The organism is Cellulomonas humilata, assembly GCF_030814415.1.
GTDB lineage: Bacteria > Actinomycetota > Actinomycetes > Actinomycetales > Cellulomonadaceae > Cellulomonas > Cellulomonas humilata_A.
On the sequence record NZ_JAUSVB010000002.1, the window covers coordinates 1,020,659 to 1,044,155 of the forward strand.

The 23,497-nt window shown below is 72.2% G+C and carries 20 protein-coding genes; 16 read left to right on the forward strand and 4 right to left on the reverse strand.

Annotated features, from left to right (window positions below; all coding sequences use genetic code 11):
- Positions 1 to 54 precede the first annotated feature (54 nt).
- Positions 55 to 1,014: a patatin-like phospholipase family protein gene (locus J2X26_RS10635; protein ID WP_307492079.1), complete on the forward strand. Its 960-nt coding sequence runs from the start codon at positions 55 to 57 to the stop codon at positions 1,012 to 1,014.
- Between the two features lie 34 nt (positions 1,015 to 1,048).
- Here the strand turns inward: J2X26_RS10635 and J2X26_RS10640 are convergent, their stop codons facing one another.
- Positions 1,049 to 1,927 carry a S1C family serine protease gene (locus tag J2X26_RS10640; RefSeq protein ID WP_307492081.1) on the reverse strand — a complete coding sequence of 293 codons (879 nt, stop codon included), beginning with the start codon at positions 1,925 to 1,927 and terminating at the stop codon, positions 1,049 to 1,051.
- 200 nt (positions 1,928 to 2,127) lie between these two features.
- Between J2X26_RS10640 and J2X26_RS10645 the strand changes: the two genes are divergently transcribed.
- Positions 2,128 to 2,616: a hypothetical protein gene (locus J2X26_RS10645; RefSeq protein WP_307492082.1), complete on the forward strand. Its 489-nt coding sequence runs from the start codon at positions 2,128 to 2,130 to the stop codon at positions 2,614 to 2,616.
- A 574-nt stretch (positions 2,617 to 3,190) separates the two neighbouring features.
- Here the strand turns inward: J2X26_RS10645 and J2X26_RS10650 are convergent.
- A complete protein-coding gene (locus J2X26_RS10650; protein ID WP_307492084.1) occupies positions 3,191 to 3,775 on the reverse strand; it encodes a hypothetical protein in 585 nt (194 codons plus the stop codon).
- A 371-nt stretch (positions 3,776 to 4,146) separates the two neighbouring features.
- Between J2X26_RS10650 and J2X26_RS10655 the strand changes: the two genes are divergently transcribed.
- From J2X26_RS10655 to J2X26_RS10665, 3 genes are read left to right on the forward strand one after another with little or no spacing between them, the layout of a single operon-like run.
- A complete protein-coding gene (locus tag J2X26_RS10655; RefSeq protein ID WP_307492086.1) occupies positions 4,147 to 4,668 on the forward strand; it encodes a hypothetical protein in 522 nt (173 codons plus the stop codon).
- Positions 4,669 to 4,706: 38 nt separating this feature from the next.
- Positions 4,707 to 5,264 (forward strand): hypothetical protein, encoded by a 558-nt coding sequence (locus J2X26_RS10660; protein WP_307492087.1) that lies wholly within the window; start codon positions 4,707 to 4,709, stop codon positions 5,262 to 5,264.
- A 32-nt stretch (positions 5,265 to 5,296) separates the two neighbouring features.
- Entirely contained in the window at positions 5,297 to 6,583 is a 1,287-nt protein-coding gene (locus J2X26_RS10665) for a hypothetical protein (RefSeq protein WP_307492088.1), read from the forward strand.
- A 45-nt stretch (positions 6,584 to 6,628) separates the two neighbouring features.
- On the opposite strand, the gene J2X26_RS10670 is transcribed toward J2X26_RS10665, so the two are convergent.
- Complete coding sequence (locus J2X26_RS10670; protein WP_307492090.1) at positions 6,629 to 8,077, reverse strand: hypothetical protein; 1,449 nt, start codon at positions 8,075 to 8,077, stop codon at positions 6,629 to 6,631.
- 316 nt (positions 8,078 to 8,393) lie between these two features.
- Here J2X26_RS10670 and J2X26_RS10675 point away from each other — a divergent pair, with 316 nt between their 5' ends.
- Genes J2X26_RS10675 through J2X26_RS10695 form a run of 5 tightly spaced genes read left to right on the forward strand, consistent with a single transcriptional unit; the run spans position 8,394 to position 17,474 of the window.
- The gene (locus J2X26_RS10675) at positions 8,394 to 9,611 is read left to right on the forward strand and encodes a S8 family peptidase (RefSeq protein WP_307492091.1); all 1,218 of its coding nucleotides are present in this window, start codon (positions 8,394 to 8,396) and stop codon (positions 9,609 to 9,611) included.
- Positions 9,612 to 9,620: 9 nt separating this feature from the next.
- A complete protein-coding gene (locus J2X26_RS10680; RefSeq protein WP_307492093.1) occupies positions 9,621 to 10,739 on the forward strand; it encodes a CHAT domain-containing protein in 1,119 nt (372 codons plus the stop codon).
- Positions 10,739 to 12,151, forward strand: coding sequence for a CHAT domain-containing protein (locus tag J2X26_RS10685; protein WP_307492095.1), 1,413 nt, complete (start codon positions 10,739 to 10,741; stop codon positions 12,149 to 12,151). Before J2X26_RS10680 ends, J2X26_RS10685 begins: the two co-directional genes overlap by 1 nt.
- On the forward strand, positions 12,141 to 15,980 hold the full coding sequence (locus J2X26_RS10690; protein ID WP_307492097.1) for an FHIPEP family type III secretion protein: 3,840 nt from the start codon (positions 12,141 to 12,143) through the stop codon (positions 15,978 to 15,980). Before J2X26_RS10685 ends, J2X26_RS10690 begins: the two co-directional genes overlap by 11 nt.
- A gap of 9 nt (positions 15,981 to 15,989) precedes the next feature.
- The gene (locus tag J2X26_RS10695; protein WP_307492098.1) at positions 15,990 to 17,474 is read left to right on the forward strand and encodes a hypothetical protein; all 1,485 of its coding nucleotides are present in this window, start codon (positions 15,990 to 15,992) and stop codon (positions 17,472 to 17,474) included.
- Between the two features lie 9 nt (positions 17,475 to 17,483).
- On the opposite strand, the gene J2X26_RS10700 is transcribed toward J2X26_RS10695, so the two are convergent.
- Entirely contained in the window at positions 17,484 to 18,398 is a 915-nt protein-coding gene (locus tag J2X26_RS10700; RefSeq protein ID WP_307492100.1) for an endonuclease I family protein, read from the reverse strand.
- A 277-nt stretch (positions 18,399 to 18,675) separates the two neighbouring features.
- On the opposite strand from J2X26_RS10700, the gene J2X26_RS10705 reads away from it, so the two are divergent.
- From J2X26_RS10705 to J2X26_RS10730, 6 genes are read left to right on the forward strand one after another with little or no spacing between them, the layout of a single operon-like run.
- Entirely contained in the window at positions 18,676 to 19,050 is a 375-nt protein-coding gene (locus tag J2X26_RS10705) for a hypothetical protein (RefSeq protein WP_307492101.1), read from the forward strand.
- Between the two features lie 54 nt (positions 19,051 to 19,104).
- Positions 19,105 to 20,256: a hypothetical protein gene (locus J2X26_RS10710; RefSeq protein WP_307492102.1), complete on the forward strand. Its 1,152-nt coding sequence runs from the start codon at positions 19,105 to 19,107 to the stop codon at positions 20,254 to 20,256.
- A 9-nt stretch (positions 20,257 to 20,265) separates the two neighbouring features.
- Positions 20,266 to 20,922 carry a hypothetical protein gene (locus J2X26_RS10715; protein ID WP_307492104.1) on the forward strand — a complete coding sequence of 219 codons (657 nt, stop codon included), beginning with the start codon at positions 20,266 to 20,268 and terminating at the stop codon, positions 20,920 to 20,922.
- Entirely contained in the window at positions 20,903 to 21,625 is a 723-nt protein-coding gene (locus tag J2X26_RS10720) for a carboxypeptidase-like regulatory domain-containing protein (protein WP_307492106.1), read from the forward strand. The genes J2X26_RS10715 and J2X26_RS10720 overlap by 20 nt, the downstream gene beginning before the upstream one ends.
- A 39-nt stretch (positions 21,626 to 21,664) precedes the next feature.
- A complete protein-coding gene (locus tag J2X26_RS10725) occupies positions 21,665 to 22,930 on the forward strand; it encodes a phage tail sheath family protein (RefSeq protein ID WP_307492107.1) in 1,266 nt (421 codons plus the stop codon).
- Entirely contained in the window at positions 22,927 to 23,409 is a 483-nt protein-coding gene (locus tag J2X26_RS10730) for a phage tail protein (RefSeq protein ID WP_307492108.1), read from the forward strand. Before J2X26_RS10725 ends, J2X26_RS10730 begins: the two co-directional genes overlap by 4 nt.
- Positions 23,410 to 23,497: the final 88 nt, after the last annotated feature.

The window sequence follows — 23,497 nt, forward strand, 5'->3', positions numbered from 1 at the left end:
TGAGCTAGTCGCCGCCGGGAGCGCCCGCCAGGCAACACGCGAGAGGCGACTCCCATGAACACCACACCCATCTCACCCCCTGACCTGCCGACGTCCGACGACGCCCAGCCGCAGATCGACGCCACCGCGCGGATACCCGCCTCGGGCGACCGAGCGCTCGTCCTCGGTGGCGGCGGATCGACAGGCAACGCATGGCTGATCGGCGTCGTCGCCGGCCTCTTCGATGCCGGGCTGGACGTCACGACGGCCGATCTGACCATCGGGACGTCGGCCGGCGCGACGGCCGCGGCCCAGCTCGCGGGCGCGACGCCGCCCGAGCTGCTGGCCGGCACCCTGGCCGCGACACCTCCGCAACGGGGTCCGGTCGGAGGCGTTCCGACCCGGCCGGTGCCGGACCATCTGGAGAAGTTCCGGAGCATCATCGCCGCCTCCGACGACGTGGCCGACATGCGTCGCAGGATGGGCGCGGCGGCACTCGACACGGACGCGGCGTCGGACGGTTCCGGGCAGGCGCGTTGGCGCGCCACGGTCGCCTCGCGGCTGCCGAGCGAGGACTGGCCCCGCCGGACCGTGCTCATCACGGCGGTCGATGCCCACACCGGCGAACCGGTCGTGTTCGACCGCCACAGCGGGGTCGACCTCGTCGACGCCGTCGCCGCCAGCACGTCCGGCGGCGGTTCCGCCTACCGCATCCACGGCACGGGGTATGTCGACGGCGGCTACCGGGCCAACGCCGAGAACGCCGACCTGGCAGCCGGGTTCGAGCGGGTGCTGGTGCTGTCGCCCTTCGGCGGCAGGTCGCTCTATCCAGCGGACTGGGGCACGCACCTCGCCACCCAGGTCGACGCGCTGCGCGCACGCGGCAGCAGGGTCGAGATCATCTCCCCGGACAGCGGCTCCGAGCACATGTTCGGCGCCGGCGCGATGGACCTGTCGCTGCGTCCGGCCGCAGCACGAGCGGGGTACCACCAGGGCCGAGCCCTGGCCGAGGGGCTCACTGAGTTCTGGCGCTGAGACGTCGGCGCCGTCGATCGTGTTCCCCCGCGGGTCAGGTGACCAGCTCGCGGGGGAACACGATCACGTCGACCAGGGCGCCGTTGCGCCAGACGGTGATCTCGATGCGGCGGTCGATGGCGTCCTCGACCATGAGCTTCTGCACGGCGGTGGCCGTGACGACGCGATTCCCGTCCAGCTCGACCACGATGTCGCCGCGGTGCAGGTCGGCCAGGGCGGCGGGGCTGCCGGGGGAGATCCCGGCGATCTGCAGCCCGGTCGGGGACCCGATCCGCTCGACCAGGTGCGGGGGCAGCGGGACCTGCGCACCGACGATTCCGAGCCACGCCCGTCGCACCCGACCCGTGGTCATCAGCGCAGTGATGATCTCCCGGGTGGTGATGTTGATCGGCACCGCCAGGCCGACCCCGATGCCCGCCAGGGCGGTGTTCACGCCGACCATCCGGCCCGAACTGTCCGCCAGCACGCCGCCGCTGTTGCCGGGGTTGAGCGCGGCGTCGGTCTGCACCACCTCGTCGACGACCCGGCCTGAGGCCGTGGGCAGCGAGCGGCCGAGGGCGGAGACGATGCCGGCCGTCACGCTGCCGGCGAGACCCAACGGGTTGCCGAGCGCGACCACCAGCTGGCCCACCCGCAGCTGCGCGGCGTCGCCGAGCGTGACCGGCGCGGGCACGTCACCGCGGGCGAGCAGCACCGCGAGGTCCGAGAGCGGGTCCCTCCCGACGACGTCCGCCTGCAGGGTGGTGCCGTTGCTGAACGACGCCGTGGCGATCGTGGCGCCGGCCACCACGTGCGCGCTGGTCAGCAGGTACCCGTCGGCCGTGATGACGCTCGCGCTGCCGGCGCCGGTCCCGCGTCCGGTCCGGACGCTCAGGCTGGCCACGCTGGGCAGCACTGCCTCCGCGACGGCCATGACCGTACGCGAGTACGCGTCCAGGGGCTCTTCCTCCACGACCCCTACAGCGACGTCGACCTGGCCGGTATGCCGCGGTTCGCCCCAGGCGCAACGCCTGCCGGGGCGCCCACCACGAGCGTCGGGGTGAACCCGACGCCTCCCCGTCTCGTCTCAACTCGTGTCGGGCCCGTCGTGGGCTCGCGGAGGAAGGATTGACGATGAAGACGATCCTGAGGCGCGCAGCAGTGGCAGCGGCGGTCGTGCTGACCGTCGGGTTGGTCGGGGCTCCCGCGGCTGTCGCCGGCGGCGGGCACGGCGGTGGTGGTGGGCGGACCATCCTGAGCGCGGAGCTGGCCGGCAGCCTGACGACCGACCCCGTGCTCTTCCAGACGGTGGCACCCGGCGGCGCCGACTGGGTGATCGGCGACGGCGAGTCCCGCCTGCGCCACGACGGTCGGCTGGACGTCAAGGTCGAGGGCCTCGTCCTGACGTCGACCGGCGTGAACCCCGTCACGCAGGTCGCGGCCAGCGTGGCGTGCAACGGGGCTGTCGTCGCGACGACGGCTGTCGTGCCGTTCTCACCCACGGGTGACGCCCGGATCCGCGCGACGGTCACGCTGCCGCAGCGGTGCCTCGCGCCGGTTGTGCTGCTCAACCCGCGCGGCAACGCGGCGGTCTACATCGGTGTGACCGGCACCGAGGGATGAGGTCTGTCCGGTCCGCGGTCGCGTCAGATCCGGCCGCGGACCGGGCGGTGCAGGGCGCAGACGGGAGGTGACCCGGACGGGGGCCCTCCTGGTGCGGTCAGGTCGTGCGGACCTCAGGCGGCGCCTGCACCTTCGTCTCCGTCTCCACGACCACCGTCGTCGGTGGGGGCGGCGGTGGTGGCGGCGGGCTCTGGATATCGGGCACGGTCACTCCCTTCTCACTCACGAAGAGTGTCGAGTGCTAGCTGTCCTCGCTTGACGGAACGGGTGGTGGTTGAGCGTCCGGCGACGCGAGAGTCACCGGGGGCGGCGGTGGCGGTGGCGGAGCCCCAGCGCCCGTCGGAGCGGCGCCGTGGGGAAGAGCTGCGTCGACGGTGCTGGATTCCTCGCTCCCGATCGCGCGCTCCACCCGTACCGGCGGCGGAGGCGGCGGCGGTGGAAGGGCGGCGGCTCTCGCAGCAGCGGACATCTCGTCACCCCTCCCTCGTACCCGTCTGCCAGCGTTGCTCATTTCCCGGCCGAGGTCTACACCGTGGATCGGCACGCCTCCGGCTCACGTCACGCTGCGAGCGGCCTAGCGGGATGGCGGTACGGCAAAGACGACGACGACGAGCGCAACCAGACCGAGCGCGAGGAGCACGGCTGCCGAGGTGACGAACCTGCCGCGTAGCGTCGCCAGCCGTTGTGCGGCGTACAGGACCTGGACGGGGGGTCCCTTCCGCTGCCGGCGTTCGTGCCACCGACTGGTGGCCGCGGTGAGGCGACCCGTGCGCGGCTCCTCCTTCGCGTCCAGAGCCAGGAGCATGTGCGCGAAGTGCTGGGCCTCCCGGTTGTACCCGCCGCCCGCGAGAAAGGCCGCCCACGCCTCGACGGTGCCCTTGGCCCCGATCGTCAGGGTGGGCAACGGGAGGATGGCGCCGAGACCAGCGAGCGCGCTGCACGCGATGAGCACGGCGCCGACGCGCGCCGCCCACCAGGCGGCGTTCGGTGTGGTCGCGCCGCCGCTGACCTCGGCGCCGACCAGGAGAGCGAGCAGGACTCCGTCGAACCCGATGAGCGTGATGGCGGCCGTCTGGAACGTGGCCCCGCGCCGTTGCTGCTGGTCGAGCAGCCACCGACCCTGGTCCAGGTACGCCGCGTAGGCCGAGCTGTAGTCCACGGCCGCAGGCTCTGTCGCGGGCGCTGCGTCCGAGTCTCCTGGCCCTGCCGGGTCGCTCGTCGTCACGTGCACCAGTGTGGCCGACGGTAGGCACCTTCGACCGTCCGGATCGGCGCGGGATCACCTCGTGCCGGCTCGCTCGCCGTGCTCGTGTCCTCGGCTTGCCGCCGGAGCTCCGACCGCTCGGATGATTCCGATGCCACATCGTGATCGCCTTGCCACGGCGCTGCTGGGATCGTTGGTGGAGCACCTGACGTGACGCTCGCGGGAAGCGCCGTCTCGGCGGGTGAGCTGTCATCCGAGCGGGGGGCTTGCGGATGGGTACGGCTGGTCGCATCGTTCGTCGATCGGTGCTGGGTTGCTTGGTAGGTGTGCTCACCCTCGTGGGTGCAGCGGCGTGCTCGTCGGAAGAGAACGCGGGTGGCGCTCAGGCGCCGCGCTCGCAGCAGACCGAGGAGCTGCTCGACGAGAGCACGGGTCCGGGCGACGAAGACAGCGAGACGCTGGACGACGACCTCGAGGAGGCGCCCGAGGACGACGGTGCGGTCGCAGACACAGAACCGCTCGGGCCGTGGACCGACACGGGCGTCGCCCTTCCGGACGTGCTCGTCGGCCAGTGGTGCGGCGGGAAGGACGGCCTCAATGCCGTCTGGACGTTCTCCCCGAACGGGTATCTCACGTCGAAGAGCTCGCAAGCGACCTTCGAGGGTGTGGCGTGGATCGGTGAGGACGGCGCCATGCACTGGGTGCGGGCGCTGGCCGACCTCGTCGAGCAGTCGCCAATCGCGATCGAGGTGCACGAAGGCGAGCTCTCGGCCGCGGGAGTCGACGTCGGAGGCAACGGTGACGTGCTCTACCTCGACGGCTACTCGTATGTGAACTGCACGCCCTAGCAAGCTGGGTCGCGTCGTCGTAGGGGGATGACATGGTCATGCGCGGTCGCGTAGCGGTCGTTGGTGCGCTCTTGATGGTCGTGGCCGGCTGCGCCGGCGGGGAGCGCGAGGGAGCAGATCCGGTCGCGACGAGGAGCGAGGCGGCCGTCGAGACGACCGAGCCGACGGTCGCAGCCTCCGCGTCGGCGTCCTCGGACGGCACCGACGCCGCCGGTCTGGTGGGCCTGTGGGCGTCGACCGACGAAGGCTCGGCCGAGATCGCCTACCGCTTCGACCCTGATGGGACGTTCGCCCGCGTGGGACTGCTCTGGCAGGAGCGCCCGAGCGGGATCTGGAAGTTCCAGGAGACGACCAGCGGGACGTTCCGGGTCGAGGGCGGGACGCTCGTCCTGGAGCCGACCGCGGGTGACACGACGATCGAGGATCCCGACTCGCCCGATGGGCCCGCGCCGGTGACCCGGCCGAGGCAGGTGCTGACGGTCGAGACGCACTCCTGGGAGCTCGACGACGACGGTTCGGTGCTCCTCCTGACCGAGACGACGGCGGGTTCCGAGCTGTCCGGCGAGGCCATCGTGTTCGACCGGCAGCAGTCGTGAACGCGCGCAGCGGGCGGCCCAGGCATCGCGCGATGGCTGCCCTGGGGTACGACGCGAACGTGCGGCAGGTCGTCGTGATCCTGCTCGTCAGTCTGCTGGTGCTCGCGTCCTCACGCGCCGCCGAGAACGCCCAGGACAGCTGGTCGCAGAGCGTCACAGCCGAGACGCGGTGGTCCGCGGGTGCCCGGGAGGTGCTTCGGTACGTGTACACGGACGAAGCGCCCTTCGCCCTCGAGGTCGCGCTCGTCGAGCATCGCGCGGACGCCATGACGGCCGCCGCCGAGGCCGCCGGAGTCGACAGCGCCCGGGCCGCGTTCGAGGCGGAAGTCGCGACGCAGTGGTCCTGGCACCTGCGGAACGCGCACGAGAAGTTCGGTGACTCGCTCATCAGCGACGAGTACGCGGTGCCCGGTGCAGGCTTCGACGTCCCTGCCCGACTCGCGGCGATGGAGGCAGCCGGCTCGGCCGTCCTGCTGGACGACCCCGAGGACGCCGCCCGGGCAGGGGATCGAGCCAGCGCGACCGCACAGTGGATCGCCCTGGCGATCATCCCGCTCGTCGTCGTCTACCTTGTCGCGGACCTGCTCCTGGTGCGGCGATCCCGGCGACTGGCCGCCTCGATCCCTCCCGGTTCCGACCCTGCGGACGACGACATCGGTCAGGTGCCCCGACCGTGGGCGTCGGCGCCTGAGCAACGCCCCATGACGATCATCGCTCTGCTCGCGTGGGTGCTCGTCGCCCTCCTGCCCGCCGCCCAGGTGCAGGCAGCCGCTGTCGCGGCGCGTGCCGGGAGTGAGTCCTCACGGATCGCGATCCAGGCGCTCGGCGCGCTCGAAGGGGGGCTCCTCTACAGGTCGTTCGCCGCGGATGCCGCACAGCAACAGATCGGCGATGACCTCAACGGCGTGGCCCGCGAGTGGGCAGCCCTGGACGCACCACCGGAGCTTGCGGAGGAAGAAGCCGTGGTGACGGCGGCGGAAACCGGCTCGCGCGAAGCCGTCCAGGACATCGTTGGGTCGATGACTCGACTTCCCACCGAGGCTGACGGTGTGAGCGATCGGCTGGCAGCGTACGCAGCCTCCACGTCGGCCGACGCGAACGCCCTGGTCAGCGACCGTGCCGTCCTGGTCGACGAGGCGTCGGACGCGCAGCGGCGAGCGAGCACCCTGGCGATCGCGCTCCTGCTCGGGTCGCTCACGCTCACCCTCGTGGGGTTGGCGTCGACCCGGACGGGCCGTCGGCTCCGCTTCGTCCGCTACGCACCGGCGGCGTCGCTCGTCGCTGCGGTGCTGGTGGCGATTGCCGCCGGCGTGCTGTGACGCGTCGCGAAGCCGCGCAGGAGCCGCGTGGTGAACGTTGCGTTCCTACTCGGCCGGCAGGGCAGCAGGGACGACCGCCGGGTCGCCGAGGATCACGGTGCACTGCCGGTCCATCCCGGTCAGCGCGGCGAGGAATGCGGCGGTGCGGGCGGCGGGCGACTCCTCGACCTGGCCACGCTCCGACGCCCACCGGGACCTGAGGCTGGCGGCGCCGAGGAAGTACCGGCGGAAGGCCAGCCCGACAGGCAGCGGCGACGCCTGGAACAGGCCGTCGTACAGCGCCTCGACCAAGGAGTCGGTCGTCGAGATGCCCGTGACCGGACGGCGCAGGGTCCAGTCGAACGTGGGCTCGACGTGCCCGATGAACGCCCGGGCGGGCTTGGGTGCGCCCAGCAGCGCGCGGGGGAGGTCGGCGGTGACTGCCCCGAGCGCCGCCACCGCGTCGAAGACCTTCCCGGCGTCGCTCGCCGGATCCAGCACGTCGGTGAACTGGTTGGTCCCCGACCCGCCGGCCGAGCAGCAGGCGAGCCCGTACCAGACGACGCCGTCGGGCTCCCACAGCTGGACGAGGCTGTGCGGGTCGAGGAGCGACCCCTCGGAGTCCACGAGCCACCCGAGCGTCGCGCGCATCGTCGCTGCGTCCTCCAACGGACCCGTGGCGCCGTGGCTCGTGGTGACGACCACGCCCGGGTGCCGGTCGGCCAGGGTCTGCGCGAGCAGGGCGCGCGTGGCCTGCGCACCGCGCAGGTCGACGGCCCGGTCACCGATCTGGGTGTCGTCCCGCCACCGCGCCAGGGTCCGCTCGCCCACCTCCGTCCGCATGAGGGCCGTGATGTCACCGCGGCCGAGCTCGGCGGTCCACAGCAGCGGCGAGGTGGCGTCGGTCTCGGAGTCGGCCCACTCGGTGAGCGCGGCATCCACGTAGTGGCCGAGACCTTCCTCGTCCAGGTCGAGGCGACCGGTGAAGGCCACGTGGTTGAGCCGGAACTGCAGCTCCCAGGGGATGACCTCCGGGCCTCCGAGCAGCAGCAGGTAGTACGGCAGGGCGCCGGCGCCGACCCCGCGCGGGCCGTCCCCGGTGGTCGGCAGCGGGGTCCGGGTGCCGTCGGGCAGGTACCGGTAGAGCTCGTCGACGTTCCCGGCCGCGTACCGCACGACGAGCGGCTCGCCGGACTGCGTGCGCGCACCGGCGAGCCGCTGGGCCGCGACCGGGGCGTCGTCAGCCCGGTGTCGCTCCGTCGGCGGGACGTCGGGGGAGTCCGGGAGGACCAGGGCCCAGCCGACCCGCGGATCCTTGTGGCGTCCGAGGTCGGCGAGCTTCTGCGCCGCGAGCACCGCCGTCGGACGGCCACGGAAGTGGTCCGTCACGGCCCAGACCGGCGCCCGTCCGTCGGGGGCCCCGTCCGCGGTGCCGGACCCCGTCCACGCGTTGGCGAAGAGGCGGTCGGGCCACCCGGGGGGAAGCTGGGGGCGCGCTGATGAGTCGTGCGGCACGACGGACCTCCGGCTTTCCTCTCCCGGCAGTCGCACCGATGATCCTCGCCGCCGCGAGCGCCCGTCAATGTCCGGCCGACGGCCGCGGCGAGCAGGATCCGTGGGCATGTCATGGTGCCCCGCCGCCCTGGCCGGATGTCCATGACAGCCATTCCGATTGTTCACCCGGTGGCTGTCGACGTCCGCGCCACGGCGCGTTGACACACCGGACAGAGCGGGAGGATCCTGGGCATTCTTCACGCCTTTCTCCGCGACAGGCGGTTCGTTGTGCCGTCCACGCCGCACCCATTCATCTTTTGGTGCCCAGGGGGATCCGGTGGAACGTCAGTTCACAATTCTGCGCGATGTTGGTGGCTCTATTCCGTCGGACCCGTTCGGCGGGGGCGGTCCGTCCATTGCGGGTGGTGGTCCGGGCGGCGGCCTGGGCTCGGCGCCCGAGCTCGAGCTCGCCGAGCTGGACAAGGCGGAGCTGCGGGACGTGGTCCGGGCGCCTGACGTCCGCGCCGTGGCGCCCGTCATCCCCGTCAAGCTGGTGTTCCCCGTCAGCGCCGCCGAGGCCGGCGGCGGAGCCGGCCAGCCGGCTGCGCAGGCGGCCGGCCCGACCTGGGGTGTCCACGCGGTGGGCGCCGACCGGTCGGCCCGGACGGGGGCCGGGGTGACGGTGGCCGTGCTGGACACCGGGATCGACGCTCATCACCCGGCGTTCAACGGGGTCACCCTGGTGCAGGAGGACTTCTCCGGCTCGGGGATCGGCGACCTCCAGGGCCACGGGACCCACTGCGCCGGGACCATCTTCGGGCGGGACGTGGGCGGCACCCGGATCGGGGTCGCGCCCGGGGTGAGCAACGCCCTCATCGGCAAGGTGCTCGGGGACGACGGTGGCGGCAGCTCCGACGCGATCTTCCGCGGCATCCAGTGGGCGGTGCAGCAGGGGGCGTCGGTCATCTCGATGTCGATCGGCTTCGACTTCCCGGGGATGGTCACCCAGCTCACCGACAACGGATGGCCGACGGACCTGGCCACGTCGTCCGCGCTCGAGGGCTACCGCGCCAACCTGCGGATGTTCGACGCGCTCATGCAGATGGTCCAGGCGCAGGCGGCCTTCTCACCGGGCGCCATCCTCGTCGCCGCGGCAGGCAACGAGAGCAAGCGCGGCATCGACCCGAACTACGAGATCGCCGTCTCGATCCCGGCCGCGGGCCAGGGTGTCGTGTCGGTCGGCGCCCTCGGCCAGAACGGGGGCGCGCTGTCGATCGCGCCCTTCTCGAACACCTTCCCGCTGGTCGCCGCACCTGGGGTGGACGTCCTGTCGGCGGAGGCCGGGGGACAGGGTCTGGTCTCCTTCAACGGGACGAGCATGGCGACGCCTCACGTGGCCGGCGTCCTCGCCCTGTGGTGGGAGGAGGTCGCCGCATCGCCACTGCCGTTGACGGCCGGGACCGTGGTGGCACGGATGTTCGCCAACGCGAGCGTCGCCTCGCTGGGCGGCGTCGATGTCGCCGACCGCGGCCAAGGGCTGGTCCAGGCGCCGTGAGGACGCGGCGTGCAGGGGGCGACCGCGGTGGTTCATCCGGTTCCGCAGACGGTCACCATCGAGGTTGACGACGGCACGGTCCGGGCGAGCACGCCGGAGGGGTACAGGTCACGTCTGGAGCAGACCCGGATCGACGCCGTCGACGAGCAGCTCATCGGGGTGTTCGACAGGTGGCTCGCGCGCAGCCCTGACGGCTGGGCGCGAGCCGACGTCAGCGCCTTCGGGTCGCTGCTGTTCCGGGCCCTGCTCGTCGGCGAGACCTGGGACTTCGTGCTGCAGCGGTGCGACGAGCTGCTCGACGGGCAGCGGGTGCGCCTGCAGCTGTCGTTCCCCGCGACCCCCGCCGGCCGGCACCTGGCGGCGCTGCCCTGGGAGTACCTGCACGTCCCGGACGGGACCGGCATGTTCCTCGGGACGGACGAGCGGTTCCTCCTCTCCCGCACCGTGTCGACCGACGTCCCACCGACCGCACCGGCCGTCGGCCCGGGCATGACGGTGCTGCTGGTGGTGTCTCAGCCGACCGACGAGGCCGACGTGGTCGTCGAGACCATCGACAGCGTCCTGGACCGGCTCCAGGAGGGTGGCTCCGTCACGGTCGAGCGCGTGCCGTCGCCGACCCCCCGTGCTCTGGAGGAGGCGCTGCGGGACGTCTCGCCGGACGTGCTGCACTTCGTCGGGCACGGCAAGCACGAGGCGATCGACGGCGAGGGGCGCGTGGCGCTCGTCGACGTGGCGGGGACGGCGAACTGGCTCTCGGGGCAGGACGTCGCGCAGATCCTGAAGAAGTCCGGAGCGGATCCGCGACTGGTCCTGCTCCAGTCCTGTTCCGGTGCGAAGGAGAGCGCGACGGCGTCCTTCGCGGGTGTGGCGCCGCAGCTGGTGCGCAACGGTCCACCGTGCGTGATCGGGATGCGGTACGACGTGCGTCCCGAGGTCGCCTCGACGTTCGCCGCGCAGGTGTACGAGGCGCTGCTGGAGGGCGACTCGTTGGACGGGGCGGCGCAGCGGGGCAGGGGGTTCCTCGCCGACTCCACGTCACCGCAGCACGACCCTCGCCTCATCGGGTTGCCGGTGGTCTACGCACATGATCGGCCCGCCGCCCTCGACGCCCTCGTCGGAGGCTCGTGATGACGGACGAGACGTACCAGCTCACCGTGACCCTGACGGCCTCCGAGGTGTCCGCCGCCGCCTCTGGTCCGGAGTGGAACCACGAGGTCTCCGCCCTGGACCTGGACCTGAGCGCGCGCAACACCATCGAGGTCCTGCGGGCCTGGTTGCTCCGCTGGGGCGCGCTGACGACGATCCGCAACAAGACTCCCAAGACCTACGACTCCCTCCCGGTCCCGGAGACGTTCAAGGCGCTGGGCGAGCAGCTGTACCGCCTGGCCTTCCCGGGGGACGTCGGCCGGCTGCTCGAGCGCACGCGGGCGAAGGCGGACACGGCCGGCCGCGACCTTCGCGTGATGCTCCACATCGACGTGGAGGCACAGGACGACACGTGGCTCTCGGACCTTCCGTGGGAGTTCCTCTACCACCCCGACCCGGACGGGTACTTCGTCGCGGTCACGGACCGCCTCGTGCTCAGCCGGTCCCTCGAGCTCAACCACCCGCCGGCGCGCGTCGCCCTCGCCGACCGCCCCCTCCAGGTCCACTTCGTGATGACGATCCCGCGGTCCGCCAAGCTGGACTCCAAGGCCCGCGATGCCGCGAGCGTGATCACGACCATCGAGGACGAGGTGGAGACCGCGATCGTGTCCCGGTCGGACGAGTGGAACCCGGCCGCGATCAAGAAGGCCCTGATCCGTGGCGTGCGTGTGTTCCACATCATCGGCGTCTGCCGTGTCCCGGCGGCCGGCGCGGAGATCGACCTGCAGGACGTGCCCCCGGGCCAGAGCGAGCGCAACCTGGTGTCCGCGCTGACGAAGGTCGTCGACGGGACCACGACCCTGGACGCCCCGCAGCTCGTCGTGCTGCACCTGGTGGAGGCCAGCCCCTTCGACTACGCCGCGACGTTCGGCGCACATGCCCGGGAGCTGGTGCGTCGAGGGGTGCAGGCCGTCCTCGCCATGCAGTACGCGCTCCCGCCGTCCGAGGCTCATCTCTTCACCCAGACGCTGTACGAGCTCATCGCCGACGGCGCCCCGGTCGACGCGGCTGTCCGCGAGGCCCGTCGTCGGTTCCCGGACCAGAACGACCCGCTGTTCGGTGCGCCGGTTCTCTACCTCCAGAACCCCGACGGTCGCCTCGTCCAAGGTGAGGCGCCCGCACCGGAGCCCGCGAGGCCACGACCGTCGAAGGACGACCAGAGGCAGGTCCGGTCCCGTGCGGACGGGCTCCGCAAGATCGCCAAGGAGTACGCGCCGTCGGACGCCGCCTTCGACCTCATCGCGAGCTGGTTCGACACGATCCCCTGGGACGACCTCGACCTCGAGGCGGCGAAGGCCAAGATCAGGGCGCGGATGCGCGCCGACGTCGACGACCACGGCAACGCCTACATCGAGATGCTCACCGAGCTGAAGGGCGAGAGCCGTGGACCGTGACGCGCGAAGGTCGCAGGGGGAGGCCCTGGCGGTCCTGCAGTCGGCCGCGACGGCTCTCGACGAGCTCACGGACGCGCCGGAGATCGCCGCCGCCGTCCGCGAGGTGCTGCTGTCGTCGTCCGGTGACGACGAGGCGCTGACCGCCGCGGTGACCCGCCTGTCCGGCGCGCTCAGCACCGCGCTCGACGAGGTCAACCGCGCGAAGCAGGAGCTCGAACGGCTCGCCGCGGAACGGGTTGAGCCTTTCTCCGAGGCGTGGTGGGCGCGACGCCGGCGCGACGCCGAGTCGGGCACCGCGGTGCAGGCCGCTCGCGACTGGGTCGTGGCGTACGTCGAGGCGCTGCTCGCGGGGCGCCCGGACGTCGCACAGCGGCTGTGCGACCCGGCCCTCGGCCTGGCGCCGGCGGACGAGCACGAGCTCGTCGCCTCGGCGCGTACCGCCGCGGACGCGCTCGACGAGGGCTGGCTGGCCGACGTGGTCCCGGTCGCACGGACCATCCTCGACGGGGCGTGGGCGGACGGGCTCACCATCGACGACCGGGTCGACCTCGAGGTGCTGCTCGCGCGCGGGATGATCCGGTCCGCCTCGTCGACCACGGAGGCACAGGTCCGGCTCGAGCGGGCCGCAGCCTCGGCCGCCAAGTACGGGTACCCCGCGCTCGAGAGCCGGCTCGTCGCGGTGCAAGGAGAGTGCGCGCTGGCCGACGGCGACACCCAGACCGCCCGCGCCGAGTTCGAGCGTGCCGTCGACATCGCGGCGGACGAGCCCGCCGGTCTGCTCGGTCTGGCCATGCTGGAGGAGCAGGACGCCCGGTGGTCGAAGGCCATGCTGCTCTACGACCGGGCGGCGGCCGCCGTCGCGCGGGACGTCACCGAGCTCGAGCGTCTCTACGCCCCGACCACCGGCAACTTCTACTGGCGCCTGTCCCGGCGGCTGTCCCGCGACCCCGACCGTGCGAAGGACGCCCTCGCTGCGCTCGACCGCGCCTCGGAGCTCGGCATGGCGGGCAAGGCGCAGCACCAGGAACGCCGCGCCTTCGTCGACAAGGCGCACCTGCTGGAACGCCTGAAGCGCCCGGCGGACGCGGCTCGCGCGTACTACGACGCCGGTGACCGCTACTCCCAGGACGGGGACCAGGCGACCGCTCGCGGGTATCTCGAGCGTGCGATCAGCCTGGACGGGGAGACCGCGCTCTACCGCTGGGCGCTCGCCGAGGTCCACCGGCTGCTCTCCCAGCTGCCGGACGGCTCGGTGGACGGCGCGTCCGTCCGGGCCGCCCTCGCCGAGTGGGACCGCGGCAGGGCGCTGCGGGCGCCGGGCACGGACGAGTCGTGGGTGCACCTGGTCCACGGGATGCTCCGGCACGACGACGTGGTCCCGGGGCAGTCCGAGCGGCACCGGGTCTGGACCTCCGTCGGCGACGTCGAGTGCGCCCTGCTGCTGGACGGCGACTCGGCGCAGTCGTGGTGCTTCCTCTCCCTGGTCTACCTCGAGCTCGGCCTGGCCGGCTGTGCGCTGCACGCCGCGGACCGTGCCCGTGCCGCGGCTCCCGGTGACGAGTTCGCGGCGTACGTGACGTCCCGCTCGCTCGCCGCCGTGGGCAGGTTGGACGAGGCCATGGTGTCCGCGGCGGACCTCGCGCTCGCCTGGGCGGTCACGCAGACCGCGCTGGTCCACGTGCTGCAGGGGGATCCGGACGCCGCGCTGGCGCTCCTCGACGAGCAGAGCGCACAGGGTGAGACGGATCCGCTGGATCCCCGTGTCCGCAGCGTCGCTCTGACCCGCGCAGGACGGGACCCCGAGGCCGCCGAGGCGGTGGCCCACCTGTGGACCGGGGAGGTCGACCCGGAGCCGGGGGACCGCCACACCGTGGCGTGGACGGGGTACCTCCTGGGCCACTTCGACCGCGCGGCGGAGCTCTTGCAGCAGTCGCTGGACAACGGTCCGGCAGATCCCGGGAACCAGATGATCGACCTCGGTCTGACCCTGCTGGCGCGCGGCGGTCCGGACGACCTGTCGCGCGGGCAGGTGCTGGTGAGCGACGGTGTCCGCTCGTGCCTGCGCTGGGACACCCTGTGCTTCCTGCGGGACGCCGACCTGCCGGCGCTCGTCCGCCGCACCGCGACAGCACGGCACTCGGCCGCGATCCGCGAGCTCGCCGGGCCGCTCGAGAGGGAGTGCGTGGCGCGCATGGGCGAGCTGGAGCGCGCGGACCACGATGCCTGGTCGGAGGTCCGCGACGCCTTCCAGTCCGAGCAGCCGGACGACGACGTCGTCCCTCGTCATCTCGTCGCCCGGGCGGCCATGGCCAGGCTCGGCGCCGAGGCCGGCGACGTCTCCACCGCGCTCGACCACTACCTGGCCCTGACCGAGGAGGGATTCCCGGAGACCGAGCGTGGCGTCCTCAGCAGCGTCGTGGTCCTGTGCCAGGAGACGGACGACGCGGTCCGTGACGAGTCACCGCTCGACGAGGCGTCGACCCAGTACGTCCGACTGTTCGGCGCCCTGGACGACACCATCTTCGCGGCGTCGACCGGCGATGCCGTGGACCAGCCGGGACTCGACCTCGACGCCGTGGCCCACCTGCGCAACGGCCTCGCCCTCCGCGCCGCACTGTGCGCCCTCCTCCTCGGGCAGCGACCCGACGCCCTGGGCTGGCTGACAGCCGCCGCCGCAGGCACGACGGGGGGCACCGTGGCGGACGCCGACGACGACCGCGCCGCCGTCGCGGTCTTCGTGCGCGATCCCGGCGGCTACTGGGCGTTCAGTGACGCGATCGCTGCGCTCCGGGACGATCCGGGAGCACCGCCGGAGGTGGTCGCCCTGGCGACCGTGCTGGCCGGCTCGGCCAGCCTCGACACCGTGTTCCGCATGCTCCGCACGGACATCGACAGCGTGACGACCTTCCCCTTGGAGAACCCGGTCTCGGTGCGGCTGGGCGACGATCTGGTCCCTGAGTCCACGGGACCCGAGTGGGTGCTGTTCAGCAGGCTGATCCCCGAGCTGCGCGAACGGCTGCGCGAGCGCACGGGCATCACCATCCCCGGCATCCGCTTCCGTGGCGGTCCCGAGCTCGGGCCGGCCGAGTTCGGGATCCTCTGGGAGCAGGAGCTCGTCGCCTCCGGGACGGCGTCGAGCGTGCCACGGTCGAGCGAGGACCCCGGCGGGATCCAGGAGGTCATCGAGGCGCTCGAGGAGGTGCTGCACGAGAACATCGCTCGGCTGTTCGGGCCCGACGACCTCGGCGCCTGGGTGGAGGAGCTCGACCTGGACGAGCAGGAGCTTGCGACGGTGAACGGGACCCTCCTGGCGGACTGGACCTCCCGGATCCGGACGCACCGGGTGCTGCGCCTGCTGCTTCGCGAGGGGATCTCGCTGGCGCCCGGGCGGGACGTCCTGGGCGCGCTGGCCAGGATCGAGGCGGGCGAGCGGAAGGAGATCCTGCACGTCGCCGCGGAGCTGCGCCTCGCGCTGGCCGACACGCTGTTCGACGCCCAGGCCCCGAGCACCCAGCTCCCCGCGGAGCTCGAGCACCTGGTCGCCGACGGGCTGACGACCGACGACACCGATCCCATCGACCACGCGACGGTGTGGCAGGTGCCGTGGCCGAGGGCGCGCGACCTCGTCGCTGACGTCAAGACGTGGCACGGCGCGTCCGGAGCCGAGGGTGGCACGCGGCCGGCGATCGTCGTGGACGACCCTGCGGTCCGCACCTACCTGTGGCGCCTCCTGGCGGCCGGCGGCGGCAGGACGGCGATCCTGACCCGCGCGGAGCTGGATGCCGCAGGCAGCCCCAGGAGCCGCTCCGCCGACGAGCTGAAGGCGTAGGGAGCTCCCATGGCCGCCGACGTGAACCGGGGTCCGGAGGTACCGGTCAGGCTCGTCCTGCCCGGACCGGCGGCGGACCGAGCCACGCACGCCGCCGTGCGCGAGGCGGCGGGAGACGTCGTCGAGGAGCACCTGCGCGCCCTGGGCCTGCCGGGACGCGTCGAGGTCACGGCGGACCGGTCCGGGCAGGACGGAGCCCTGTGGGGCCTGTGGGTGCACGGCGAACGCCTGCGCTGCACGGCGGACGAGGCCATGGAGCTGGTCGAGGACGCCACCGAGGGCAGGACCGGGGACATCGCGTCGGTCGACGGCGACGTCCTGGTGCAGGTGGCGGCAGGGCTGTGCACGATCGCCCTGCAGAGCAGGCTCTCCGCCCTGGTCGGCCCCGAGCACCTGGAGCTCGCACTGTCCGGTCCCGGTCTGGGCGGACCGCCCCAGGCGCAGGCCCTGCGCCAGGTGCTGACGACGGTGGTGGACTGCGGGATCGCGGTCACGGGCGGCGCCGAGGACCTGCGTGAGGTGGGCGCGCGCTCGGCCGAGGCGCACCCGGTGGTCCTGGCCGAGGAGCTGATCGCCGCGGGCCGGGCGACCGTGCTGGACGTCGTCATGCAGCTGGACACCCTGCGGGCGGTCACCTCCGGCGAGTCGCTCGACGAGGAGGTGTTCGTCGACCTGCGGACCGAGCTCTACCGCGACTTCGGGATCCTGGGCCCGGACTTCCGGTTCGCCCCGGCGGCGGGCATCGGCGACGCGGCGTTCGCGTTCCGGCTCAATGCGGTCCGCACGTGGCCGTACCACCTGCCCACGGGCGGGGGGCTCGCGGCTGTCGCTGACTCCCTGAAGGTCGCCGTCCGCAACCGCGCGCACTGGTTCGTCTCGACCGACGCGGTCCAGGAGATGAACGGGAAGCTCGCGCTCGCGCTCCCCGACACGCTGACGGCAGTGCGCGCGCTGTACCCGTTGGAGTGGCTCACGGCGCTCGCCCGGGTGGCGGTGGACGAGGGCACCTCCCTGCGTCACCTCGCCACGATCCTCGACCGCCTGCTCGACCTCGACCTCCACCCGCGCGCGGAGCTCCTGCGCCTCCGCGAGGGGGGTGCCTACCGGTCCGGTGTGCCCATCGAGGACCTGCCCCATCCGCGCGACGCGCTCGCGCTCGTACGCCAGCTGGCGGCGGAGGAGCGGTGGCGTACCGGCCGGAGCGGTTCCCGGACGGTGCTCGAGCTGAGCGAGGGCCTGGACGAGGCGGTACGTGCGCTGGCCGAGGAGGGGCGGCTGCACGTCGGCAACACCGAGGCAGAGCGCGCGGCGGCGCAGGTGCGTTCGATGGGTGACCGGTCGGTGGAGTACCCGCTGGTCGCGGACTCGTTGACCGTGCGAGCCTGGTTGCGGGAGTCGCTGCGCTCGGAGTTCCCCGACCTGCGCGTGCTGGCCCGCAGCGAGATCCCCCCGGGCGCCGACGTGACGTTCGTCCGGGCGCCCGACGACGCCTGAGCCGGGCCGTCAGGCCGCGATGCTCGTTGCCAGGGTGGGCAGCAGGCTCGCCGCCAGCTCGGGGCGGTCGATGAAGGGGTTGCGGTTGCCCTGGCGTTCGTGGATCGCGGCGTTCCTGTGCCGCTCCCACTCGGTCACCGGGTCGTTCTCGTGCCACGCGAGCACCATCGCGCGTCGCTCCGGTGGCATCTCCGCGTCCTGCACGAGGCCCGGGTACCGCAGGAGGAAGTAGAAGACCGCCCGGGCCGCGGGGCCTCGGCCCTGCGAGGGCTCGAACCCGTTCCGCTCGGACTTCCCGCAGTCCGCGCGCACCACGGTGATGGCAGGTCCGCCGCTCGGGGCGGCGGGATAGTCGGCGAACTCCATGTATGGGGTGTTGTTCCGGAAGCTGTTGCACCGGGACTCGCACGCGAAGAGGTGGTGCAGGTCGCCGCGCATCGGCTCCTTCTTGCCGAACCAGCTCTGCGGGACGACGTGCTCGCAGTTGTAGGGGAGTGCCGCCTCGACCTGTGCCTCCAGGGCGGCGGCAACCTCCGCCCGGGCGGTGGCCTTCAGGGGATCGATGCTCAGTCGGACCTTCAGGACGTCCGCCCGGGCCTCCGCGACCGCGAGGTCCGCGCGGATCAGCTCGGCCGGTTCCCACACGTGCCCGGTGTAGATGCTTCGGATCTTGCGGTCCGGCTGCAGGTCCACCCACGGGTAGACCTCCCGCGCCGGCTTGTAGGTGGGGGTGCGCGCGTGCGTCCGGCGGACCAGGTCACCCAGCTGCTCGGGCGGCACGTCGCCGTAGTACGCGGCGGACGCGGCGCGGTCCGCGTCGGCGTCGTAGTACGGCCGCTGCTCCGACCGGGCGAGCTCGGCGAGCGCCGTGTCCGCCTCTGCCCTCAGGAGGGGATGCCCGTCGACCGTGTCGCCGATACCCATGAGCCAGGACTACCGCAGCCCCCGCCCTGCGTCAACGTTCGCCAGGTGCACCGAGGTCTCGGCGCCGTGAGACCGGATCGTTGACCGGGGCGTCGATGGAGGCGTAGAACAGGAGCGGACAAAAGGTGCAGAACGGCGGTGCGGTCGATGTGGACCGGCTCGCCATCTCCTCGCGCTCGACGGGCTCCGTCCTGAAATCCCGGACCTGTGCGTGAGGCGCTTGTGCGGAGGGGGCGGCCGCGGAGACTGCGGTCGGCAGGGTGCCCAGGGGGCTGCAGTGGCAGACAACCGAACGACCACCGTGACCGTCACCAATCACTTCGACGCTCCGGCGAACATCACTCTCACGCACCGGCACGGCGACGCCGTGCCGGAGGAGAAGACCTGGGCCGCACTGGCGACCGGTGCGGCCGGCCCCCCGTTGACCGTTCACTATCAGACGGGGCTCTTCACGGCTTTCGACTACTGGCACGTTCGCGTCGAGGTGCTCGAAGGGCGGGAAAAAGGCGTCTGGGAGAATGATGGCGAGAAAGAATGCTACTTGACCGAGGAAGACCAAGGAACGTTGCTCACGTTTGACGTGAGCTCGGACGGACTCAAGCTGAACATGCTTTCCTCAAGCTGCACGGACGATCTGACCAAGCGCTCGTAGACCGGTTCAGGAATGTGATAGCGCACTGTGACGTGCGTCACTAAGGTGGCTCTCGTGGGGGAACCTCTGGACGGGGACTTCGGTCCCGATGAGCCGATCACGACCACACCGGCCCCGTTCTCCGTGACGGGCCCGACGTCGGTCGAGATCGCGCGAGCAACACGAACGGGGACCGCGTCGTTCTCGGTCCTCAACACCTCGGGCCGGCCGGTGCGCGTGCGGCTCCTGCCTCAGGCGATGGCGGGAGCAGAGCAGAGCTGGCTGGCCGTCGTCGGCGACATCGAGCGTCCGCTCGGCAACGCCGCGACACTCACCGCGGACGTGCTGGTGACCGTGCCGATGGACACGCCGGTGGGTCTGCACGCGCTACGGCTCGACGTCTCGCCGGAGGACCGACCGGAGCTCGTCGCGCAGGGTCAGGCGGTCGCGTTCACGATCCCGGAGCCGCCGGAGGTGAAGAAGCCGTTCCCCCGATGGCTGCTGTTCGCGATCATCGGCGCCGTGCTGGTGCTCATCCTCGGCGCGCTCGCCATCTGGTGGTTCGTCATCCGGGACACCGGCCCCGAGCCTCTGACCCCTCCGCAGATCGTGGGGGAGGCCACCGTGGGCGAGGTGCTGACCGTCACCCCCGGCACGTGGTCGGCGGACGACGTGCCGCTCGTGCACGTCTGGCAGACGTGCCCGGGGTCCGCGGCGGACGACGACCCCGAAGGCTGCACCGACGTGACCTCCGGCGGCGCCACCGCGATCGGCGAGACCCTCACGGTCGGGGCCGACCTCGAGGGACAGCGGATCCGGGTCAAGGAGAGCGCGCTCAGCGGCGACGAGGAGGCCCCGGACGTCACGGACCAGTTCAGCGACCTGACGGGCGTCGTCGGGCCCCCTCCGATCCCGACGGTCACCCTGCGAAGCTTCGTCGGTGAACCGCGGAGCAACGCGTTCCAGGAGCTGGGCGTTCTCGGTCTGACCGTGACGCTCGAGGAGGTGGGTCAGTCCGACCAGTGCGACCCGCTCGTGGAGATCCAGGACCCCTCGACGGGCGAGGTCGCCGTCGGGTCGTCGGTCCGCATCTCGACGGGTCGGCCACGGCCGTGGTTCGAGTGCGGGTTCGGGTTCCCGTTCCCGTTCCCCGACGGCGTCTTCCTCGACCTGGACGACGTGGTGATCGAGAACTTCAAGATGCCGTTAGATCTCCAGAATCCCTGAGGACTCGAGATGGCGGTCCTGCGCACGCTCGGAACCATCGTCGTGGCCGCCGCCACGACGTGGTTCACGATGTGGGCGCTGGGCCTCGCGCTCCCGTTCCTCGCGGAGCCGGCGGTCCTGCTCGTGGTGCTCGTGGTCGTCGCGGTGCAGGCGCTCATCGCCGGGATCCTGGCGAGCTACGACCTCGGACGGGTCGGTCACTGGCTGATCCTCGTGGTCGACCACACCTGGAGCCTGCTGAACACCGTCTTCGGCGGGATCGTCGGCAACCTGATCTACCCCTTCGTCGGCCGACCGTCCCGGGCGGACAGCGCCGGCCGGACCTGGATCGTCTACATGCCCCGGAGCACGTCCGGCTTCGGCACGGACGTGCTGCAGACCGTCGGGATCGTCAACCTCGGCGGTGCGGGCCAGCACGAGCGGATGCACCTGCTGCAGTCCCGCGCCTTCGGTCCGACGTACCTGCCGCTGTTCGCGGTCTTCTACGTGGTCACGGCACTCCTGGCCATCCTGTTCGCGCCGCTGGGCGCCCTGCTCAAGGCCGCGCACCGACGTGACACCTGGTACCTGCGTCCGCCGGCGAAGTCCGCGGTGCAGGGCTTCTTCGGGTGGATCTACTACGCCACCCCGTTCGAGCTCTGGGCATATGCCAGCGGCAACCCGTGACGTCGCCGCCGAGGACGTCGGCGGCGAGTGGACGGCGGCGCTGGACGCGCTGCGGGAACAGGTCACGTCCCTGAGCGGTCTGCCGGTGCTGCACGACGCCTCGGCCGCGGGCGAGACGCTGGAGGTCCTCGTGCAGCCGGTCGCCCTCATACCGCTCACGGGCGCCGGACCGGCGACGCGCACCGTCAGCACCGTTGACGTGCTGGTGACGGTGCTGGTGGCCGTGGTCGGGGGTGACGCGGAGGACCGTGCGGCCTCCCTGACCGACCTCGCGCTGTCCGGGATGGCGGACGGAGGCTGGGACGTCGACCCGGAGGGACCGCAGCCGTGGCTGTGGCGCTCCCTCGCCCTGTCCGCCCGGCCGGGGCTCCTGGTGCGCGTCCCGGTGCGCCGCCTGCTGCACCGCCCCGAGGCGCCGCGCGTCCGCCGGATCCGGCTGGAGAACATGCCTCTCCTCCAGCTCTCCGGCCGGGTGGTGACGGACGACGGCTCGCCCGTCTCCTCGGCTGTCGTCACGATCCTGCCGACCGGCCCCGACGTCACGACCGACCGCCGAGGCCGATTCGCTCTCCGGGCGGGCGTCGTCGCCGACCTCGGCCTGCGTGTCCGCGTCGCCGCCCGCGGGGTGTCGACGGTCCTGAGTCTGGAGCCCGCCCCTGACGGCGCGCTCGGTGACCTTACGCTCCCGGGCCTCGTGCCCTGACCGTCCGCCGCTGTCCTGCCCCACCCCTGGAGGTCCACCGTGCCGCTTCCCTTGACGCCAGGCGTCTACGTCGAAGAAGTCCCGAGCGGCGCTCGACCGATCGAGGCCGTCGGGACGAGCACCCCGGCGTTCGTCGGTTTCGTCGGTACGCCCGACGCGCCGGTCGGTGAGCCGGTGGCCGTGAACAACTGGCTGCAGTACCTGCGGCTGTTCCCCAGCGAGGGCCCCAGCACCCCGCTGACCCTGGCAGTCGCCGGGTTCTTCGGCAACGGCGGCCAGCGCTGCTTCGTGCTCAACGTCGGCGAGGGGGGGACGCTCACCGGCACGACGCGCCGACCGGGGATCTCGGTGCTGGAGGAGGTCGACGAGGTGGCGATCGTCGCCGCACCGGGATACACCGATGCGGCGTCTTACGAGGCGCTCCTGCAGCACTGCGAGAACCAGAAGGACCGCGTCGCGATCCTGGACGCACCGCTGGAGATCGAGGACATCTCCCAGCTGACGCGGGTGGGCACGGCACCCCCGGACGCGGGTCCCGACGCGACGCCGTCGGACGCGGACGCCGCCGCGGACGGGGCGTCCGAGGCGAAGGCCGGCAAAGGACGCTCCGGCAGTCCCCGTGCCGCCCAGGCGCCCGGCGTGGCGCCGCGCCAGTCCAGCTGGGGCGCCTACTACTACCCGTGGATCCGGGTCGTGGACCCCGCCACCGGCAGGATCGTCGAGGCGCCGCCGTCGGGTCACCTGGCCGGTGTCTGGGCACGCACGGACGCGACCCACGGGGTGCACAAGGCCCCGGCGAACGAGCCGATCCGCGGGGCCGTCGACCTGACGTACCGCCTCACCTCGGCGGAGCAGGGCGAGCTGAACACCGCCGGGGTGAACGGGATCCGCTTCTTCTCGACCGAAGGCATCAAGGTCTGGGGCGCACGCACCCTCGCCGGCAGCAGCAGCGAGTGGCGGTACCTGAACGTGCGGCGGCTGTTCGCCATGGTCGAGGAGTCGATCATGCAGGGCATGAACTGGATCCCCTTCCAGAACAACGACCCCATCCTCTGGAACATGATCCGGCGTGACGTCGGCTCGTTCCTCGAGCGGCTCTACCGGCAGGGAGCCCTGATGGGCCGCACGCCCGCCGAGGCCTTCTTCGTCAAGTGCGACGACGAGACCAACCCGCGGTCCGAGATCGACGCCGGTGTCGTCACCACGTACGTCGGGCTCGCGCCGGTCAAGCCGGCGGAGTTCATCGTCTTCAAGGTCAGCCAGTACCAGGGTGGCGCGAGCGTCGAGCAGGAGGGTCAGCGGTGAGCCAGACGACGGAAGGAACGACGCCCGCGGCGGCCGCGAGCGGGACCGCGACGTGGACGGACCCGTTCCGCGCCCACAACTTCAAGCTCATGATCCAAGGCGTGACGGAGGGGCACTTCATCGAGTGCTCCGGGCTCGACATCACGATCGACGTCGACGAGTACCGGGAGGCCGGTCAGTCCCAGGTGGTGCACAAGGTGCCGACGATCACCCGGTACGGCGATGTGTCGCTGCGGTACGGGCTGACCAACCGCGACGAGCTGTGGAAGTGGTTCGAGGAGACCGTGCGCGGCGAGATCAAGCGGCGCAACGTCACGATCGTGCTGCTCGACGCGCAGGGCACCCAGCCGGTGATCCAGTGGAACCTCCGCGACGCGCTGCCCGTCCGCTGGAAAGGGGCGACGCTGCGGGCGACGGCCCGAGAGGTCGCCATCGAGGAGATTGTGCTCTCGTACGAGACCCTCGCCCGGGGCGCGTGACGGCTGTGCCCTCGAGACGACAGCAGGGCGGGGGCACCGCGAAGGTCCGCGGGTGGGTCCTTGCTGTCCTCGCCCCGGTCTGGAGGTG

Excerpts from the sequence above, each read along its gene's own strand:
- J2X26_RS10700 (WP_307492100.1), bottom strand. The coding sequence starts at position 18,398 with ATGGGTATCGGCGACACGGTCGACGGGCATCCCCTCCTGAGGGCAGAG.
- J2X26_RS10685 (WP_307492095.1), top strand. The coding sequence starts at position 10,739 with ATGACGGACGAGACGTACCAGCTCACCGTGACCCTGACGGCCTCCGAG.
- J2X26_RS10635 (WP_307492079.1), top strand. The coding sequence starts at position 55 with ATGAACACCACACCCATCTCACCCCCTGACCTGCCGACGTCCGACGAC.
- J2X26_RS10665 (WP_307492088.1), top strand. The coding sequence starts at position 5,297 with ATGGCTGCCCTGGGGTACGACGCGAACGTGCGGCAGGTCGTCGTGATC.
- J2X26_RS10645 (WP_307492082.1), top strand. The coding sequence starts at position 2,128 with ATGAAGACGATCCTGAGGCGCGCAGCAGTGGCAGCGGCGGTCGTGCTG.
- J2X26_RS10720 (WP_307492106.1), top strand. The coding sequence starts at position 20,903 with ATGCCAGCGGCAACCCGTGACGTCGCCGCCGAGGACGTCGGCGGCGAG.
- J2X26_RS10660 (WP_307492087.1), top strand. The coding sequence starts at position 4,707 with ATGCGCGGTCGCGTAGCGGTCGTTGGTGCGCTCTTGATGGTCGTGGCC.
- J2X26_RS10695 (WP_307492098.1), top strand. The coding sequence starts at position 15,990 with ATGGCCGCCGACGTGAACCGGGGTCCGGAGGTACCGGTCAGGCTCGTC.
- J2X26_RS10715 (WP_307492104.1), top strand. The coding sequence starts at position 20,266 with ATGGCGGTCCTGCGCACGCTCGGAACCATCGTCGTGGCCGCCGCCACG.
- J2X26_RS10640 (WP_307492081.1), bottom strand. The coding sequence starts at position 1,927 with ATGGCCGTCGCGGAGGCAGTGCTGCCCAGCGTGGCCAGCCTGAGCGTC.